The following is a 15,346-nucleotide window of genomic DNA, read 5'->3' as shown; positions in this document are numbered from 1 at the left end:
GCGGCGCTCGTGACCGGCAGCGGGCCGCCGGACTGTTGCCAGTAAGCACCAGCCCTAACGCCGGGCCGGCGATCAGCCCGGCACGCGTTCCCAATGGCCTGTTTCGAAGCCGTTGAGCACCAAAGCGGTGATATGGTCGGCGACCACCTCCGGCGGCTTTACCGATGCGGGATCCTCGCCGGGGTAGGCGCGGGCGCGCATCTTGGTACGGGTAGCGCCCGGATCAATGATGGCGGTGCGCACGCGGCTGATCTCCGCGACTTCATCGCCGTACGCGCCCAGCAGCGTCTCGAAGGCAGCCTTAGAGGCGCCATAGGCACCCCAATAAGCGCGCGGCTTCCGACCGACGGAAGAGGTCACGCCGATCACCTTGCCGGCTTCGGACTGGCGCAGCATCGGGTCAAAGGCTTGGATAAGCGCGACCTGTGCCGACACGTTGAGTGTCAGGACGGCCGCCAGCTCCTTGGGGTCGATCGCGGGCACGGCAGCAAGCGTGCCGAGAGTCCCGGCGTTGAGCACCATGACGTCGAGCGCCTGCCACCGTTCGGAAACGGCTGCGGCAAGGCGCGCGATCGAATCCTTTTCGGTAAGGTCAAGCGGCGCGATCGTGGCCGAGCCGCCGGCGTCAAAGATCGTCTGCTCGACTTCTTCCAGCGCCTTGGCGGTACGTGCGGTGACGACAACGTGTGCACCCTGCGCGGCAAGCGCGATCGCTGTTGCCGCGCCGATCCCCCGGCTCGCGCCGGTGACGAGGGCGAGTTTGTTTTCTAGCGGCTTGGTCATCCGAAATCCCAAGGAGGTGTGCGGCGCGCGGAGCGGAAAGCGCGCTGCCCGCCCCCGGAGTCGTCCGGGGGCAGGCAGAAGTGGTCAGGCGACGCGTTCTTCCAGCATCGCGAACTGATCCACGGCGGCAGTGTCGTCGTGGTCGGTCAGCGTGGTCGGGTAGTCGCCGGTGAAGCAAGCGTCGCAATAGCCAGGGCGGAATTGCGAGCGACCCTTCTGGCCCAGCGCCTTGTAGAGGCCGTCGATGGTGACGAACGACAGGCTATCCGCGTGGATGAAATCGGTCATCGCGCCGAGATCATGCGTGGCCGCGAGCAGCTTGGCCCGCTCGGGGGTGTCAACGCCGTAGAAGCAGCTGTGCTTGGTGGGCGGGCTGGCGATGCGCATGTGCACTTCGGCCGCGCCGGCATCACGCATCATCTGCACGATCTTGAGGCTGGTGGTGCCGCGGACGATCGAATCGTCGATCAGCACCACCCGCTTGCCCTTGATAAGCGCACGGTTCGCATTGTGCTTCAGCTTGACGCCGAGATGACGGACCTTGTCGCCGGGCTGAATGAACGTGCGGCCGACATAGTGCGAGCGGATGATGCCGAGCTCGAAGGGGATGCCGCTTTCCTGCGCATAGCCGATCGCCGCGGGAACGCCGGAGTCGGGAACCGGGATCACCAGGTCGGCGTCGACCGGCGCTTCGATGGCGAGCTGCTGCCCGATCGCCTTGCGCACCGAATAGACCGAGTGATCGTCGACGATCGAATCGGGGCGCGAGAAGTACACCCATTCGAAGATGCACGGGCGCGGTGCGACGGGGCCGAACGGGCGGATCGAGCGCATCTCAGTGCCTTGCACGATCACCAGTTCGCCGGGCTCGACGACGCGGACGAACTCCGCGCCCACGACGTCAAGCGCTACCGTCTCGCTGGCGAAAATGATCGTCTCGCCCAACTTGCCCATGACGAGCGGGCGGATGCCGAGCGGATCGCGGCAGGCGATCATGCCTTCGGGCGTCATCACGATCAGCGCATAAGCGCCCTCAACCTGCCGCAGCGCATCGATAAAGCGATCGAGCAAGGTCCGGTAGTTAGACGTCGCGACCAGGTGGATGATCGTTTCGGTATCGCTGGTCGACTGGAAGATCGAGCCGCGGCGAATCAGCTCGCGCCGAACCTTCATCGCGTTGGAGATGTTGCCGTTGTGCGCTACCGCGAAGCCGCCGCTGGCCAGCTCGGCATAGAGCGGCTGCACGTTGCGCAGCGCCGTCTCGCCTGTTGTGGAGTAGCGCACATGGCCGCAGGCAACCGGCCCCGGCAGCGAGCCGATCACGGCCTCGCTGTCGAAATTGCCGGCGACATGGCCCATCGCCTTCTTGGTGTGGAAATTGGTGCCATCAAAGGAGGTGATGCCGGCGGCCTCCTGGCCGCGGTGCTGCAGGGCGTGAAGCCCCAGCGCAACCAGGGCAGCGGCGCCGTCGGAGCCGGAAACTCCAAAGATGCCGCACTCCTCGTGCAGATGGTCGTCGTCGAACGGATTGGTGGTCAGCATGGCGGTGGGGGCTCACGTCGTGCGTGGCCCATATAGCGCGTGTCGCTGATTTGTCATGGGGGTTGGAGCGATCGGATCGCCGAACGGTTGTTTGCGCAGGCGAGGAGACCGGCGATGGCCAAGGATCACGGCGCACAGATCAAGGACGACGCGCTCTACGAGGAGCTGAGAAAACAGGGCCAATCGAAGGAAAAGGCGGCGCGGATCGCGAACGCGCGGGCGAACGGATCACTCCAACATCGCAGCAGCCGGTTGGAGGAACGGACCAGGGACGACCTCTACAAGGAAGCGCAGGAAATCGGCATCGAGGGTCGGTCCAAGATGAACAAGGCGCAGCTCGCCCAGGCCATCCGCAACCACAAGTGATCGCGTCCTGATCGCCGACGAGCGGGCTGGCGATTCGGCGCGGCACCCGGATAAGAGCGGGTCATGACTGATATGCGCGAGCAGGGCCTGGCCCTCGATCCAAAATATGACACCGCAGGGTTGGTGACCGCCGTCGTGACCGACGCAACCACGGGCGAGTTGCTGATGGTGGCGCATATGAACGCCGATGCCCTGGCGGCGACTCGCGCCACGGGAAGAGCGACTTTCTGGTCGCGCAGCCGCGGAGCGCTGTGGGTGAAGGGCGAGACGTCCGGTCACACGCTATCCGTCCGCGAGATGCGCGTGGACTGCGACCAGGACGCCGTCTGGATCATCGCGGAACCTGCGGGGCCTGCCTGCCATACCGGTGCACGCTCCTGCTTTTATCGCCGCATCGTGACCGAAGGCCTGGAGCGCGTCGATTGAGCGGAGCACGGGCCGCACTGGCGCTCGGCCTGTTGCTGGCGGGGTGCGGGCGCGCGGAACGCGAGGCTGCCGATCCGAAGGCGGAAGCGGGCGCTGCCCTGGAACGAGCAGCGATCGCAGCGGGCGTAGTGGCCGATCCGGGGCGGCTCGATCCGGTGGGCGCCTATGCCTCCGAGACTGACCGGGTCTGCATCGTCACGGGGCAAAGCGGCCTGCGCGTGGGGGTGAGCGTGGACTATGGCGACCGGCAGAGCTGTGTCGGGCGCGGTACTGCGAGCGGCCGCCAGACGCTGCGCATGGACTTTGGCGATGCTTGTACGTTCGAGGCCACGTTCGATGGCGAGCGGGTGTCGTTTCCGGCAACGCTTCCGCGCGGGTGCGATGCGCGATGTACAGGGCGCGCGACCCTGACCGCCGTCACCGCCGGCCGCCTGAGCAGCGCCGAAGCGGAGGCGCGCGCCATGCGAGCGCCGGATGGAGAGCCACTCTGCGGTTGACGTTCACGTAAGCGGAACTTACATACGTGCTCATGTCGGTTGCTGGCGTCTTTGACTCGCTTCCGCCCCGTGCGGATCGGACCCATTTTACCATCAGCGATCTCGCTGCCGAGTTCAGCGTCACGCCGCGCGCGTTGCGCTTCTACGAGGACGAGGGCCTGATCGCGCCGGAGCGCCGGGGCACCTCGCGCATCTATTCGCACCGGGATCGGGCGCGGCTTGCCTGGATCCTGCGCGGCAAGCGCGTGGGCTTCAGCCTGGGCGAGATTCGCGAAATGATCGACTTGTACGACATTGGCGATGGCCGCGACACACAGCGTGCCGTGACCATCGCGCGTTGCCGCGCGCGCATCGATGCGCTGACCGCGCAGAAGCGCGACATCGACGCCGCCATCGCCGAGCTCGAAGAGTTCGTTTCCCTGATCGACTATCCCGAACACTCCCTTTCCGAAAACAAGGACTGATCGTTCATGCCGCAATATACCCCGCCGGTGCGCGACACCCGCTTCGTCCTGGAGCATGTCGTCGGCCTTTCGCGCTATGCCAACGTGCCCGGCTTCGCCGGCGCGACCCCCGACACGGTTGATGCCGTGCTGGAAGAGGGCGGCCGCTTTGTCGCTGAGGTGCTTTTCCCGATCAATCAATCGGGCGACCAGGAAGGCTGCACCCGGCACGAGGACGGATCGGTGACGACGCCGACCGGCTTCAAGGAAGCGTACAAGCAATTCGTTGAATCGGGTTGGGGCACGCTGTCCGCGCCCGAGGCGTTCGGCGGGCAGGGCATGCCGCACGTGGTTTCCACCGCGTTTCAGGAATTCATGATCTCCGCCAACATGGCGTTCGCCATGTATCCCGGCCTGGCGCATGGCGCGATCGCAGCGCTGGTGGCGAAGGGATCGCCCGAGCAGCAGGAGAAGTACCTGCCCAAGATGGTTTCCGGCGAATGGGGCGGCACCATGAATCTGACGGAGCCGCAGTGCGGCACGGACCTTGGCCTCATCCGCACCCGCGCCGAGCCGCAGGCGGACGGTTCGTACAAGATCACCGGCACCAAGATCTTCATCTCGGCCGGCGAGCATGACCTGACCGACAACATCATCCACCTCGTGCTCGCGAAGACGCCGGGTGCGCCGGACAGTTCGAAGGGCATCAGCCTGTTCGTGGTGCCCAAGGTGATGGTGAACGATGACGGCTCGCTGGGCGAGCGCAACGCAGTTTCCTGCGGCTCGATCGAGCACAAGATGGGCATTCACGGCAATTCCACCTGCGTGCTGAACTATGACGGTGCCACCGGGTGGCTTGTTGGCGAGGAGATGAAGGGCCTCGCGGCGATGTTCATCATGATGAACGCGGCGCGGCTCGGCGTCGGCCTCCAGGGCTTGGCGGTGGCTGAGACGGCGTATCAGAATGCAGTGCAATATGCCGAGGATCGCCGCCAGGGCCGCGCGCTGACCGGCACGGCCGAGCCCGACGAGAAGGCCGACACGCTGTTCGTCCACCCCGACGTCCGCCGCATGCTGATGAACGGCAAGGCATGGCTGGAGGGCCTGCGCGCTTTGTGCCTCTGGGGTGCGCTTCAGGTCGACCTGGAGCACAGTGCCGAGGACGACGCCGAGCGCCAGGAAGCGGCCGACCTGATCGGGCTGCTGACCCCGGTGATCAAGGGCGTCGGCACCGACAAGGGCTATCAAATCGCGACCGACGCGCAGCAGGTCTATGGCGGCCACGGCTACATCCAGGAATGGGGCATGGAGCAGTATGTCCGCGATGCCCGTATCGCGATGATCTACGAAGGCACCAATGGCGTGCAGGCGATGGACCTTGTCGGTCGCAAGCTGGCAATGAACGGCGGCCGCGCGATACAGCTGTTCTTCAAGATCGTGGCGCAGGAATGTGCCGCAGCGAAGAGCGGCCCGGCGGCCGACTTCGCTACCCGCCTCGAAAAGGCGCTGGGTGAACTGCAGGCAGCGACCATGTGGTTCATGGGTAACATCTCGAACCCGAACAATATCGGGGCGGGCGCGGTGCCGTACATGCACCTGCTGGGTGTCGTGTCGGTCGGCCTGATGTGGCTTCGCATGGCGGTGGCTGCGGCGGCGCTGAAGGATGCGGGCGAGGGCGATGCCGCGTTCCTCGACGCCAAGCTGGTGACCGCGCGCTTCTTCGCCGAGCGGGTGCTGCCGGAGGCGGGCTCCTACCGCCGCCAGATCGAGGGCGGTGCCGAGGCGCTGATGGCGCTGCCGCCGGAGATGTTCCGCGCGGCCTGATCACCGTTTGCTGACGGTACTGAGTTGAAAGCCATGCCGGGGGCGTTCGCGCTTCCCGGCATGTGCTTTTTCCGGGATCTCTCTTCACCGGATCGCTCGACTGTTTTCTTCACGAGCGTCCGACGACCGTGCGCAAAGCGCGCGCCGCTTACATGGCGCTCCTTGGCGCTGCATGGTACCGATCGGCTGGCTGCTCTTAAGGGAAGCCGCGCCGTGAGCTGCCGGGTTATTCGACCCCCGCAGCGTTGCCTGGTGGCGGCTCGGCGGCTTCAGCCTTGCGGCGGACGCCGTCCAGTTCGGAAGGGCCGCGTACATTCTCGCGTGGTGCGGGAGCGGCACGCAGCGTCAGACGCTTCATACAGGGCGTGCGCTTCTTGAACTCATCGCAATTCCACAATGCTCGTTCGAAGTTGCTGCCGCGATCGCGGATGTAGCTGAAGGACATGGCGTTCATCTGGTCGGGCGTCAGCGGCAGGGTGAAGGCCATGGCGTCAGGCTCGGTCCAGCCCATGAACTTGCAACGCTGGCGATCGCCGCAGGAGGCAAGCGCCATAGTTTGGAATGTGTCCGCCTGCGCCGGATTAAGCGCCGTCAGGAACGTGTCGCGATCCCCGGCCAGCGGCGCCGGCGTTCGGCCGAAGAACGGCACCGCATCGGCAAGCTGGACGTCATCGCCAAGCGCCGCGCCGCCGCGGTGATACTCAGAAATGGCGGCGAGTTTCGATACTGTCGCCTCGCCGGGCTGCTGGCCGCGATTGAACGCAGGGCCGGTGCCCCACCAGCCCGTCCAGCGGAAGAACAAATGGGTGTGAAGCTCCGCGATCTTATCAAGGCTGGAGCTCCAGTACGGCACCACCCAATCGGTGTGGTAGTGCGTCGCCCATCCGACCGGCTTGTACACGGCGCCGCGAAGCGCCTTGGTGGCGATGTCGCGTGCGCGGGTCCATGCTGCAGGAGACGGCGTGCGGCGAAGCGCGCCATCGCAGGTGAAGGTGAACTGGCACCCGGTGGTCCGCTCGGCACCTTGGAAGACGACACCGCACACGGTCTTGGGGAAGGCGGGGTGACGCAGCCGGTTCAGTACGACCTGCACCACGGCGCTCTCGCCGACCGCATCGTCGCCCGCTTCGTAATATGCAGCAGCGGCGAGGCAATCCGCGGCGCGGGCGAAATCCTCCGCGCCGCCGACGAAGCGGAACGGGCGCGCCGGCGGGACCGGCCCCTTCACGAACGGCACGGCGGCGTTGATGGCGCGGGCGTCCTCGGGCGCGATCGCGGCATATTCCACCGGCTCGACAGGCGGCGGCGTGACCCTTGGAACAACACGACGTTGTTTCAGGATGCTTGGGGTGCTCGCCTCGGTCCTGGCGGTCGGCACCAGATGCGTGACGATCAAGGGCAAGGCGATCGCCACAAGCGCGATCACGGCGAGGATGAGGTGAAGAGGTCTCAGCTTTGGCACTGCGGACGATTAACCTAGTTTTCCGGCGCGGCGAAGCAGGCGCGCGTTCGCGGTGCAATGGCGATCTCTCCCCTCGGAACCGATCCGAGAGGAGAGAGCTCGTGACTTGGCTTGCGCGCGCGTCGGCAATTTAGCGGCCTGCGCCAGCGCGTTATGCCTCAGGCAGGAACTCCGGCACCGACAGATACCGCTCGCCTGTGTCATAGTTGAAGCCCAGCACGCGAACGCCATCCGGAAGGTCCGGCAGCTTCTGGAGGATCGCCGCCAGCGTGGCGCCGGACGAGATACCGACGAGCATGCCCTCTTCCCGCGCGGCGCGGCGGGCCATGTCCTTCGCGACATTCGCGTCCACCTCGATCACGCCGTCCAGCGCTTGGGTGTGAAGGTTGGCGGGAATGAAGCCCGCGCCGATGCCCTGGATCGGATGCGGGCCTGGCTGGCCGCCACTGATGACGGGGGACGCCGCGGGCTCCACCGCGAACACCTTCAGGTTCGGCCATTCCTTTTTCAGCGTCTGGGCAACGCCGGTGATGTGACCGCCGGTGCCGACGCCGGTGATCAGCACATCAATGGGCGCTTCGCGGAAATCGTTGAGGATTTCCTGCGCAGTGGTCTTCACGTGAACATCAATGTTTGCAGGGTTTTCAAACTGCTGCGGCATCCAGGCGCCCGGTGTCGTCTCCACCAGCGCCAGCGCGCGCTCGATCGCGCCCTTCATGCCCTTTTCACGCGGCGTGAGGTCAAAGGTGGCGCCATAGGCCAGCATCAGGCGGCGGCGCTCCAATGACATGCTCTCGGGCATGACGAGGACGAGCTTGTAGCCCTTCACGGCCGCCACCATGGCAAGGCCGATGCCGGTATTGCCGCTGGTCGGCTCGATGATCGTGCCGCCGGGCTTCAGATCTCCCGATGCCTCCGCCGCCTCGATCATCGCCAGGGCGATCCGGTCCTTGATCGAGCCGCCCGGGTTTGACCGTTCGGATTTGATCCAGACCTCGGACCCGGGGAACAGTCGCTGCACGCGGATGTGCGGTGTGTTGCCGATCGTCTCGAGGATCGTGTTCGCCTTCATGGCTGAGCTACTCCGTGCTGGGTTTCGGGCGGGATGACCGAGAGTGGTGCCTCGGGCGGATCAAAGGTCTTGGCTTGCTTCAGTTCCGGAAACAATCGCGACCAAAGGAGCGTAATGGCGATCGCGCCCACGCCGCCGACCACCACGGCCGCTACTGGGCCGAGCAGCGCCGCCAGAAGGCCGCTTTCCGCTTCGCCGAGTTCATTGGAGGCCGAGATGGTGAGCTGGCTTACGGCGCTGACGCGGCCGCGCATCTCGTCGGGCGTGTGAAGCTGGATCAGCGAACCGCGGACATACATGGATACCATATCCGCGCTGCCCGCCACGATCAGCGCAGCCAGGCTAAGCGCAAAACTTCTGGAGATGCCAAAGGTTATGATGGCCAATCCGAAAATCACGACGGCAATCAGCATCTTGCGGCCAACGTCAGTCGACATCGGTCGGAACGAGAGGAAGATGCCGGTCAGCGATGCGCCAATTCCCATGCCGGCCGCCAGCAGGCCGAGCCCGGTGGGGCCGACGTGCAGGATGTCCCGAGCATAGATCGGAAGCAGCGCCGTGGCGCCCGCGAGCAACACCGCGAACAGATCAAGCGTGATCGCCGCCTGCACCAGCCGGTTGCGCTTCACGTAGGCGAACCCATCGACGATGCGCGCGAGGGGGCGCCGATCCTTTTGCGCCGGCGGCTGCGGCACGCGGCCGATCGTCAGCAGCATCGCCAGCGCCACGCCGAACATCGCCGCAATGCCGGCGTAAGCCGTGATCGGCCCAATCGCAAAAAGAATGCCGCCGACGCTGGGCCCGGCGATGAAGCCCACCTGCATCGCGATAGAGCCGAGCGCGATTGCCGTGGGCAAGCTTTCGCGCGGCACCAGATTGGGCGCCAGGGCACCATAAGCAGGTCCGGCGAAAGCACGCGCCACGCCCACGAGGACGGCGGCGCCGAACAGCACGGGCAGGCTGATCCAGCCCTCCCAAGTCGCGAGCCCGAGCCAAAGCACATTGGCCATCAGCAAGGTGGTCGTGCCCCGCACGATCCAGCGACGATCAACCGTGTCGGCGACCACACCGACGATCGGCGTCAGGAGAAAGAGTGGGATGAACTGCGCAAGGCCGATCATGCCGAGCAGGAACGCTGCCTCGCGGATATCCATCATCTCACGCGCCAGGCTGTACACCTGCCAGCCGAGCACGATCGCCAGCGCCGATTGCGCAATGGTGCTCGCAAGACGCGCCAGCCAATAGCTGCGGTAATTGGCGATGCGTAGCGGGTGAATGGCGGTGGACATGTAGCAGCGGACTTAGATCCGCCACGCACGTGGCACAACGGGCAATGCCCCCGCCGTTGCACGCCTTGCCTGTTGGCGCTTATAGGCTGGCTTTACTCCCTCTCCCCAGGAACCTGCGAGGTCCAACCCCGTGGCAAGAACAGCCCGCGCAAAAAGCGCAGAACTACCCGTACCTAACCGCGAGCGCCCTGATGAGCCGCAGCCCTACGAAGCGTCCAAGGACGAGCTGCTGCAATTCTACAAGGACATGCTGCTCATCCGCCGCTTCGAGGAGAAGGCGGGGCAGCTCTATGGACTCGGCCTGATCGGCGGTTTCTGCCACCTGTATATCGGCCAGGAAGCCGTCGCGGTCGGCCTTCAGTCGGCGCTGACCGAGAAGGATTCGGTCATCACCGGTTACCGTGACCATGGCCATATGTTGCTTTGCGGCATCCCGCCGAAGGACGTGATGGCGGAGCTGACCGGGCGCCAGGCCGGCATTTCCAAGGGCAAGGGCGGCTCGATGCACATGTTCAGCGTGGAGCATAAGTTCTACGGCGGGCACGGCATCGTCGGCGCGCAGGTGTCGCTCGGCACGGGCCTTGGCTTCAGCCACAAATATAAGGGCGACGGCGGCGTGTGCCTGGCCTATTTCGGCGACGGCGCGGCCAACCAGGGTCAGGTGTACGAAAGCTTCAACATGGCGGAGCTTTGGAAGCTGCCTGTGATCTTTGTCATCGAGAACAATCAATACGCCATGGGCACCAGCGTCAACCGCGCCTCGGCGGAGGATCAGCTGTATCGCCGAGGCGAGAGTTTCCGCATTCCGGGCATCCAGGTCGACGGCATGGACGTGCTGGCCGCGCGCGGCGCGGCCGAGACGGCGCTGGAATGGGTACGTGCCGGCAAGGGGCCGATCATCCTTGAGATGAAGACGTATCGCTACCGCGGCCACTCGATGTCGGATCCTGCGAAGTATCGCAGCCGTGAGGAAGTGCAGGCGGTGCGTGAGAAGTCCGACCCGATCGAGCATGTGAAAAGGCTGCTCGATGAGCAGGGCGTGCGCGAAGACGAACTGAAGGCGATCGAGGCGGAGATCCGCAAGGCTGTTAACGAGTCGGCGGATTTCGCCGAAAGCACCCCCGAGCCCAATTCTGAGGAACTGTATACCGACGTGCTGGTGGAGAAGTATTGAGATGGCGATCGACATCAAGATGCCGGCGCTCTCCCCCACCATGGAGGAGGGCACGCTCGCCAAGTGGCTCGTGAAGGAAGGCGATACGGTGAAGTCCGGCGACATCATGGCCGAGATCGAGACCGACAAGGCGACGATGGAATTCGAAGCGGTCGACGAGGGCGTCGTCGGCAAGATCCTGATCGCCGAGGGAACCGACAATGTGAAGGTCGGGACCGTTATCATGCAGCTTGAGGGCGAGGGCGCGGATGCGGCTCCGGCCGGCACGAGCGATCCGGTCGCGACCAAGGAAGACACCGCAGCTCCTGAAGCAAAGGCGGACGAAAAGAAGACCGACAAGGTCGAGGATTCGGCGCATCCGGCGCAGGAGAGGGTCGAGACCGGCGCGCGGCAGATGTTCGAAGCCGCCAAGCATGACGCCGAGGTCGCCGATCCGGCGATCCCCGAAGGCACCGAGATGGTGAAGCAGACCGTCCGCGAGGCGCTGCGCGATGCCATGGCCGAAGAAATGCGCACCGACGAGCGTGTCTTCGTGATGGGCGAGGAAGTCGCGCAATATCAGGGTGCGTACAAGGTAACGCAGGGACTGCTCGACGAGTTCGGCGACCAACGCGTCATCGATACGCCGATCACCGAATATGGCTTTGCCGGCGTCGGCACGGGCGCGGCGATGGGCGGGCTTCGCCCGATCGTCGAATTCATGACGTTCAACTTCGCCATGCAGGCGATCGACCATATCGTGAATTCGGCCGCGAAGACGAACTACATGTCCGGCGGCCAGATGCGCTGCCCGATCGTGTTCCGCGGCCCCAATGGCGCGGCGAGCCGCGTGGGTGCACAGCATTCGCAGAACTTCGGCCCATGGTATGCCAGCGTGCCCGGCCTGATCGTCATCGCGCCTTACGATGCGGCGGACGCGAAGGGCCTGCTCAAGGCGGCGATCCGCACCACCGACCCCGTCGTATTTCTAGAAAACGAACTGCTTTACGGCCGTTCGTTCGACGTGCCCAAGCTTGACGACTGGGTGCTGCCGATCGGCAAGGCGCGCATCATGCGCGAGGGCACGGACGTGACAATCGTCAGCTATTCCATCGGCGTCGGCCTGGCGCTCGAAGCTGCCGACAAGTTGGCGGAAGAGGGCATCAACGCGGAGGTGATCGACCTGCGCACGCTGCGCCCGCTCGACAAGGAAACCGTGCTCAAGAGCCTCGCCAAGACCAACCGTATGGTGGTGGCCGAGGAAGGCTGGCCGACCTGCTCGATCGCGAGCGAGATCGTGACGATCTGCATGGAAGAGGGCTTTGACGACCTGGACGCGCCGGTGATCCGCGTGTGCAACGAGGACGTGCCGCTTCCTTATGCCGCCAACCTCGAGAAGCTGGCGCTGATCTCCTCCGACAAGATCGTCGAGGCGGTAAAGAAGGTGACGTACGGAAAATAGACGAACAACTCGCCCGTTCGCCTGACATCCAGGCGAGCGAGTGAGTGGTCACAAATCGTAGCGGGTGCAAACGCTTGGCGTGACTGCCGGGACTGAGGTAAGCGCCTCCGACGCACGCTCGCGGACACTGAAGGAGGCTTCGGAGCGAAGCACGGGTGTGCCGAAAATGGTTTCGGAGACCAGCGGTTCATAGCGATAGGTGACCTCGGCGAAGATCATCGGTGCACCGCTTGATGCAACAATCTGCCGGCCTGTAGCGCCCATCGCCTGGAGTGAGCTGTCGTTCGCCCCCTTTCCTTCACGACCATAATGCGGCTGAGAGTCCGCGCTGTTCAGCGCGCCCGTGCAGCGCTGCCAGAGGATTGTCTGGCCGGCAATGGTGCCGGTCTTTCCGTTCGGCATCACATCGCTCAAGATGATCCGCCCCCGCGCGGCAAAAGCCATGCTTTCGCCGATCAACTTTCCGCCGAGGAGCACTTCGTTCACATCGGCCTCGTTGATTGAATCGCGGACGCGGGCAGCATTATCAGCTGAAGTGGCGGCGATCTGATGAACCCGCAATATCGCGAGGCCGAGATTTACGGTCTCGAGCCCGAACAGAAGCAGCGTGACAACAATCGGTAGCGAAAGAGCGAACTCGATCAGGGCGAGGCCCCGCACATTGCGGTGCAACCGTTGGAGCACAAGAAGCGGTTTCATGGTCAGTCGCACCGGATCGTTGGCTGCGCGCGAGAGGTGAATGGCTGGTTCCTCAGCACCGTGGACCCGACGATTGTCTGTTTCGAACCCCAGCCGAATAACTGAGCCACGGGCATAATGTTCGAATATTGAACTGTCACGGTGTAGCGAACGACATCATCTGCTGTGCCGAGGCCTGTGTTTGAAATTGTGTCGTAAACGCCATTGTTGTTGGCGTCCTCGTAGCAGTCTCCGCGATTATACTGCCCGATCGGATCGGTATCAGCGGTGATTTTTTCCGGTTTTCCCACGTTAGAAAAGTTGAAGAAGCTCTCCTTCTTGATCGCTTTCACCTCGGCGGCACGGGAGAGATTTGCGATCCTGTCGCGGATCATCGAGTCGATTTGCTCACCCGTCTGATCACCGATTGTCGCGCGCCGAGATGCCTCAAGCATGGCGCTCTCGAGAATCGCGGTGAAATATGCGCGATAGGCGAGTTCCAGGCCCCCGGCGAGCAGACCGCAAAGCACGGGAAGGATGATGGCGAACTCGACGACGGTCGCCCCACGCTTGTCAAAGAGAAGCCCGTTCTTCACTGGCTCAACCTCAGCGACCCGATCTTCGAGCCAATCTCCTGGAATTTGGCGATCAGTTCAGGGGTGTTCGAGATGCCGGCGGCCTTGCTCGGATCCGATGCGCAACGTTGCATGTCCGTCGTCAGCGTAGTGGAAAAGGCGATCACCCAGACCTCGACATTCTGGCTCTTCGCCGCGTTGCACGCCATCCGGAACCGCTGAAGGTGACGGTTCAACTGCGCGGTACTGCCGCTCGCCGCGCCGAGCACCCGCTTGTCCAACTCCTCGACGCCATAGGTCGAATAGGCGCTCAACGTCGGCGCCATGTCACCGTCGGTCATGAAGATGATGTATTTGCGGACGTTGAAGCCGCGCAGCTTCTTCGGATTGTCCGGATCGTTGGGATTGTTGGTTTCCGGTGTGGCCGAACGGAAGATGCCGTCCGGCGAAATGAAGCGGGCGCCCCAGATCATGCCGATGTCGTGGTATGTCGAGCCGAGCGGCTTCAACGAGGCGAGGTAATTGGTGAAGCTGGTCTTGTCGTTGTAATATTCGCGCAGCCGTGATGCCTGGCTCGCGCAATTCTCCGGGCCGTCTATCATCGAGCCGGTGCCGTTCACCGTCACTTCCGGCCACCAAGGTGCCCAGCGACTGTCATCCGAATTCGGGATGCGGTTGATGTCGAGATCCCAAGCGTCCGCCGGCGCGGTTGTCGCCGTTCCGCCGTTGATGTCGGTGTTGTTGGTCTGGCGTTCCTCGATACAGCCCGCCCATGTCGAGCGCGCGGTTGAGCTGAAGCTAGTCGGGGTTCGCACCGATGCTCCCGTTACATAAGCGGAAATATCCTGCTCGAACTTGCCGTACGTCCACTCGGTCGTGGAAATAGTCGTGTAGTCGCAGACGCCGAGAAGGTTGCTGCCAAGATACCCCGCGTACGTGCCGCCGACGGCGTCGCACTTCGTCTTATTAGACCACGAATCCCTCACCGGCTCTGTCTTGGGAACGCGGGTGTTGTAAACGTACTTGCCCGAGCGGAGGTAATCCGGGTTCTTCGCGAAGACGATCCGACCGACATTGACGGTGGCGTTGTAAGGCACGAACCCATAACGCAAGCGCAGGTTGTTGGCATGAAGCTGATCCTGCGCATCTTTCAAAGTGTCGTAAAGCGACGTCGCGGCCGCGCGCAGCGCGCCCATCTTCGAATTCCACGCTTCGACGTTATTGCAGGCGCCGGCGACACCGGGCGCACAGTTCATAGAACCGGACATATCGAGAACGAGCATGATGTCCGTCCCGACAAAGTCCTGCGTGGCGGAGCATGAAGCGCTGATCGGCAGAGTTTCGAAGCCGAACATCTTCATGATCGTGGTGGGAATTACCGATGTGCTCTCGATCTTCAGGGTGCCGACGGCGGGCACGGACATGTTGAGACTGTACGGACTGGACTGAAACAGGCCTTGGGGGAAGTTAAACTGGAAATACTTGGTGGCTTCGTCGCGCACGGTCTGCGACAAGGTGGTGCCGGCGAGTAGCCGTCGTCCGGCAAGCGCCCCGGCGTCGCACGCCTGACGGAAGCGATTCTGAGCCATATAGGCGCGCGTCATGTCCACGCCGGAGCCCACCATCGCGGTCAGCGGGATGAGGGCCGCCGCCATGATCGCCAGCGTGTTGCCACGCACGTCTCGGCGAAATCGCCCGAGAAACGTGCCGATCGCATTCCTAGCCACTCGCTTTTATTCCTGCCAGAACATAGTCGTCTTCACGGTGCGCATTG

General features: G+C 63.9%; 15 protein-coding genes. 7 read left to right on the top strand and 8 right to left on the bottom strand.

Translation table 11 applies throughout. From position 1 onward, the window contains the following. Window positions 1-72 precede the first annotated feature (72 nt). Both SPMU_RS06605 and purF read right to left on the bottom strand, forming a co-directional pair. Window positions 73-783 carry an SDR family NAD(P)-dependent oxidoreductase gene (locus SPMU_RS06605; RefSeq protein ID WP_088332938.1) on the bottom strand — a complete coding sequence of 237 codons (711 nt, stop codon included), beginning with the start codon at window positions 781-783 and terminating at the stop codon, window positions 73-75. An 84-nt stretch (window positions 784-867) separates the two neighbouring features. Further along, window positions 868-2,325, bottom strand: coding sequence for an amidophosphoribosyltransferase (gene purF, locus SPMU_RS06600; protein WP_088332937.1), 1,458 nt, complete (start codon window positions 2,323-2,325; stop codon window positions 868-870). A 114-nt stretch (window positions 2,326-2,439) separates the two neighbouring features. Here purF and SPMU_RS06595 point away from each other — a divergent pair, with 114 nt between their 5' ends. The 5 genes from SPMU_RS06595 to SPMU_RS06575 all read left to right on the top strand — a co-directional run bounded on the left by SPMU_RS06595 (window position 2,440) and on the right by SPMU_RS06575 (window position 5,881). Then, window positions 2,440-2,691 carry a DUF7218 family protein gene (locus SPMU_RS06595; protein ID WP_088332936.1) on the top strand — a complete coding sequence of 84 codons (252 nt, stop codon included), beginning with the start codon at window positions 2,440-2,442 and terminating at the stop codon, window positions 2,689-2,691. 63 nt (window positions 2,692-2,754) lie between these two features. Beyond that, window positions 2,755-3,117 carry a phosphoribosyl-AMP cyclohydrolase gene (gene hisI, locus SPMU_RS06590; RefSeq protein WP_088332935.1) on the top strand — a complete coding sequence of 121 codons (363 nt, stop codon included), beginning with the start codon at window positions 2,755-2,757 and terminating at the stop codon, window positions 3,115-3,117. Continuing rightward, the gene (locus SPMU_RS06585) at window positions 3,114-3,614 is read left to right on the top strand and encodes a hypothetical protein (protein ID WP_245832814.1); all 501 of its coding nucleotides are present in this window, start codon (window positions 3,114-3,116) and stop codon (window positions 3,612-3,614) included. The genes hisI and SPMU_RS06585 overlap by 4 nt, the downstream gene beginning before the upstream one ends. Window positions 3,615-3,646: 32 nt before the next feature. Further along, a complete protein-coding gene (locus SPMU_RS06580; RefSeq protein ID WP_088332934.1) occupies window positions 3,647-4,078 on the top strand; it encodes a MerR family transcriptional regulator in 432 nt (143 codons plus the stop codon). 6 nt (window positions 4,079-4,084) lie between these two features. Then, window positions 4,085-5,881, top strand: coding sequence for an acyl-CoA dehydrogenase C-terminal domain-containing protein (locus SPMU_RS06575; protein WP_088332933.1), 1,797 nt, complete (start codon window positions 4,085-4,087; stop codon window positions 5,879-5,881). A 226-nt stretch (window positions 5,882-6,107) separates the two neighbouring features. On the opposite strand, the gene SPMU_RS06570 is transcribed toward SPMU_RS06575, so the two are convergent. The 3 genes from SPMU_RS06570 to SPMU_RS06560 form a co-directional block, all read right to left on the bottom strand. After that, window positions 6,108-7,343 (bottom strand): cell wall hydrolase, encoded by a 1,236-nt coding sequence (locus SPMU_RS06570; protein WP_088332932.1) that lies wholly within the window; start codon window positions 7,341-7,343, stop codon window positions 6,108-6,110. 151 nt (window positions 7,344-7,494) lie between these two features. After that, window positions 7,495-8,415, bottom strand: a complete 921-nt coding sequence (gene cysK / locus SPMU_RS06565) for a cysteine synthase A (protein ID WP_088332931.1) — start codon at window positions 8,413-8,415, stop codon at window positions 7,495-7,497. Then, a complete protein-coding gene (locus SPMU_RS06560; RefSeq protein ID WP_088332930.1) occupies window positions 8,412-9,704 on the bottom strand; it encodes an MFS transporter in 1,293 nt (430 codons plus the stop codon). The genes cysK and SPMU_RS06560 overlap by 4 nt, the downstream gene beginning before the upstream one ends. 130 nt (window positions 9,705-9,834) lie before the next feature. On the opposite strand from SPMU_RS06560, the gene pdhA reads away from it, so the two are divergent. After that, window positions 9,835-10,878 carry a pyruvate dehydrogenase (acetyl-transferring) E1 component subunit alpha gene (pdhA, locus tag SPMU_RS06555; protein WP_088332929.1) on the top strand — a complete coding sequence of 348 codons (1,044 nt, stop codon included), beginning with the start codon at window positions 9,835-9,837 and terminating at the stop codon, window positions 10,876-10,878. A gap of 1 nt (window position 10,879) precedes the next feature. Beyond that, window positions 10,880-12,319 carry a pyruvate dehydrogenase complex E1 component subunit beta gene (locus SPMU_RS06550; RefSeq protein ID WP_088332928.1) on the top strand — a complete coding sequence of 480 codons (1,440 nt, stop codon included), beginning with the start codon at window positions 10,880-10,882 and terminating at the stop codon, window positions 12,317-12,319. Window positions 12,320-12,367: 48 nt separating this feature from the next. Here the strand turns inward: SPMU_RS06550 and SPMU_RS06545 are convergent, their stop codons facing one another. The 3 genes from SPMU_RS06545 to SPMU_RS06535 are packed head-to-tail and all read right to left on the bottom strand — an operon-like array spanning window position 12,368 to window position 15,299. Beyond that, window positions 12,368-13,030: a TadE/TadG family type IV pilus assembly protein gene (locus tag SPMU_RS06545; RefSeq protein ID WP_245832812.1), complete on the bottom strand. Its 663-nt coding sequence runs from the start codon at window positions 13,028-13,030 to the stop codon at window positions 12,368-12,370. Then, window positions 13,021-13,593 carry a TadE/TadG family type IV pilus assembly protein gene (locus SPMU_RS06540; protein WP_088332926.1) on the bottom strand — a complete coding sequence of 191 codons (573 nt, stop codon included), beginning with the start codon at window positions 13,591-13,593 and terminating at the stop codon, window positions 13,021-13,023. The genes SPMU_RS06545 and SPMU_RS06540 overlap by 10 nt, the downstream gene beginning before the upstream one ends. Then, window positions 13,590-15,299, bottom strand: coding sequence for a TadE/TadG family type IV pilus assembly protein (locus SPMU_RS06535; protein ID WP_140418418.1), 1,710 nt, complete (start codon window positions 15,297-15,299; stop codon window positions 13,590-13,592). The genes SPMU_RS06540 and SPMU_RS06535 overlap by 4 nt, the downstream gene beginning before the upstream one ends. Window positions 15,300-15,346 lie beyond the last annotated feature (47 nt).

The sequence above is a fragment of the Sphingomonas mucosissima genome (assembly GCF_002197665.1).
GTDB classification, from domain to species: domain Bacteria; phylum Pseudomonadota; class Alphaproteobacteria; order Sphingomonadales; family Sphingomonadaceae; genus Sphingomonas; species Sphingomonas mucosissima.
Note: the sequence above shows the minus strand (reverse complement) of the source record. Positions and strands in the feature narration are given on the sequence as shown.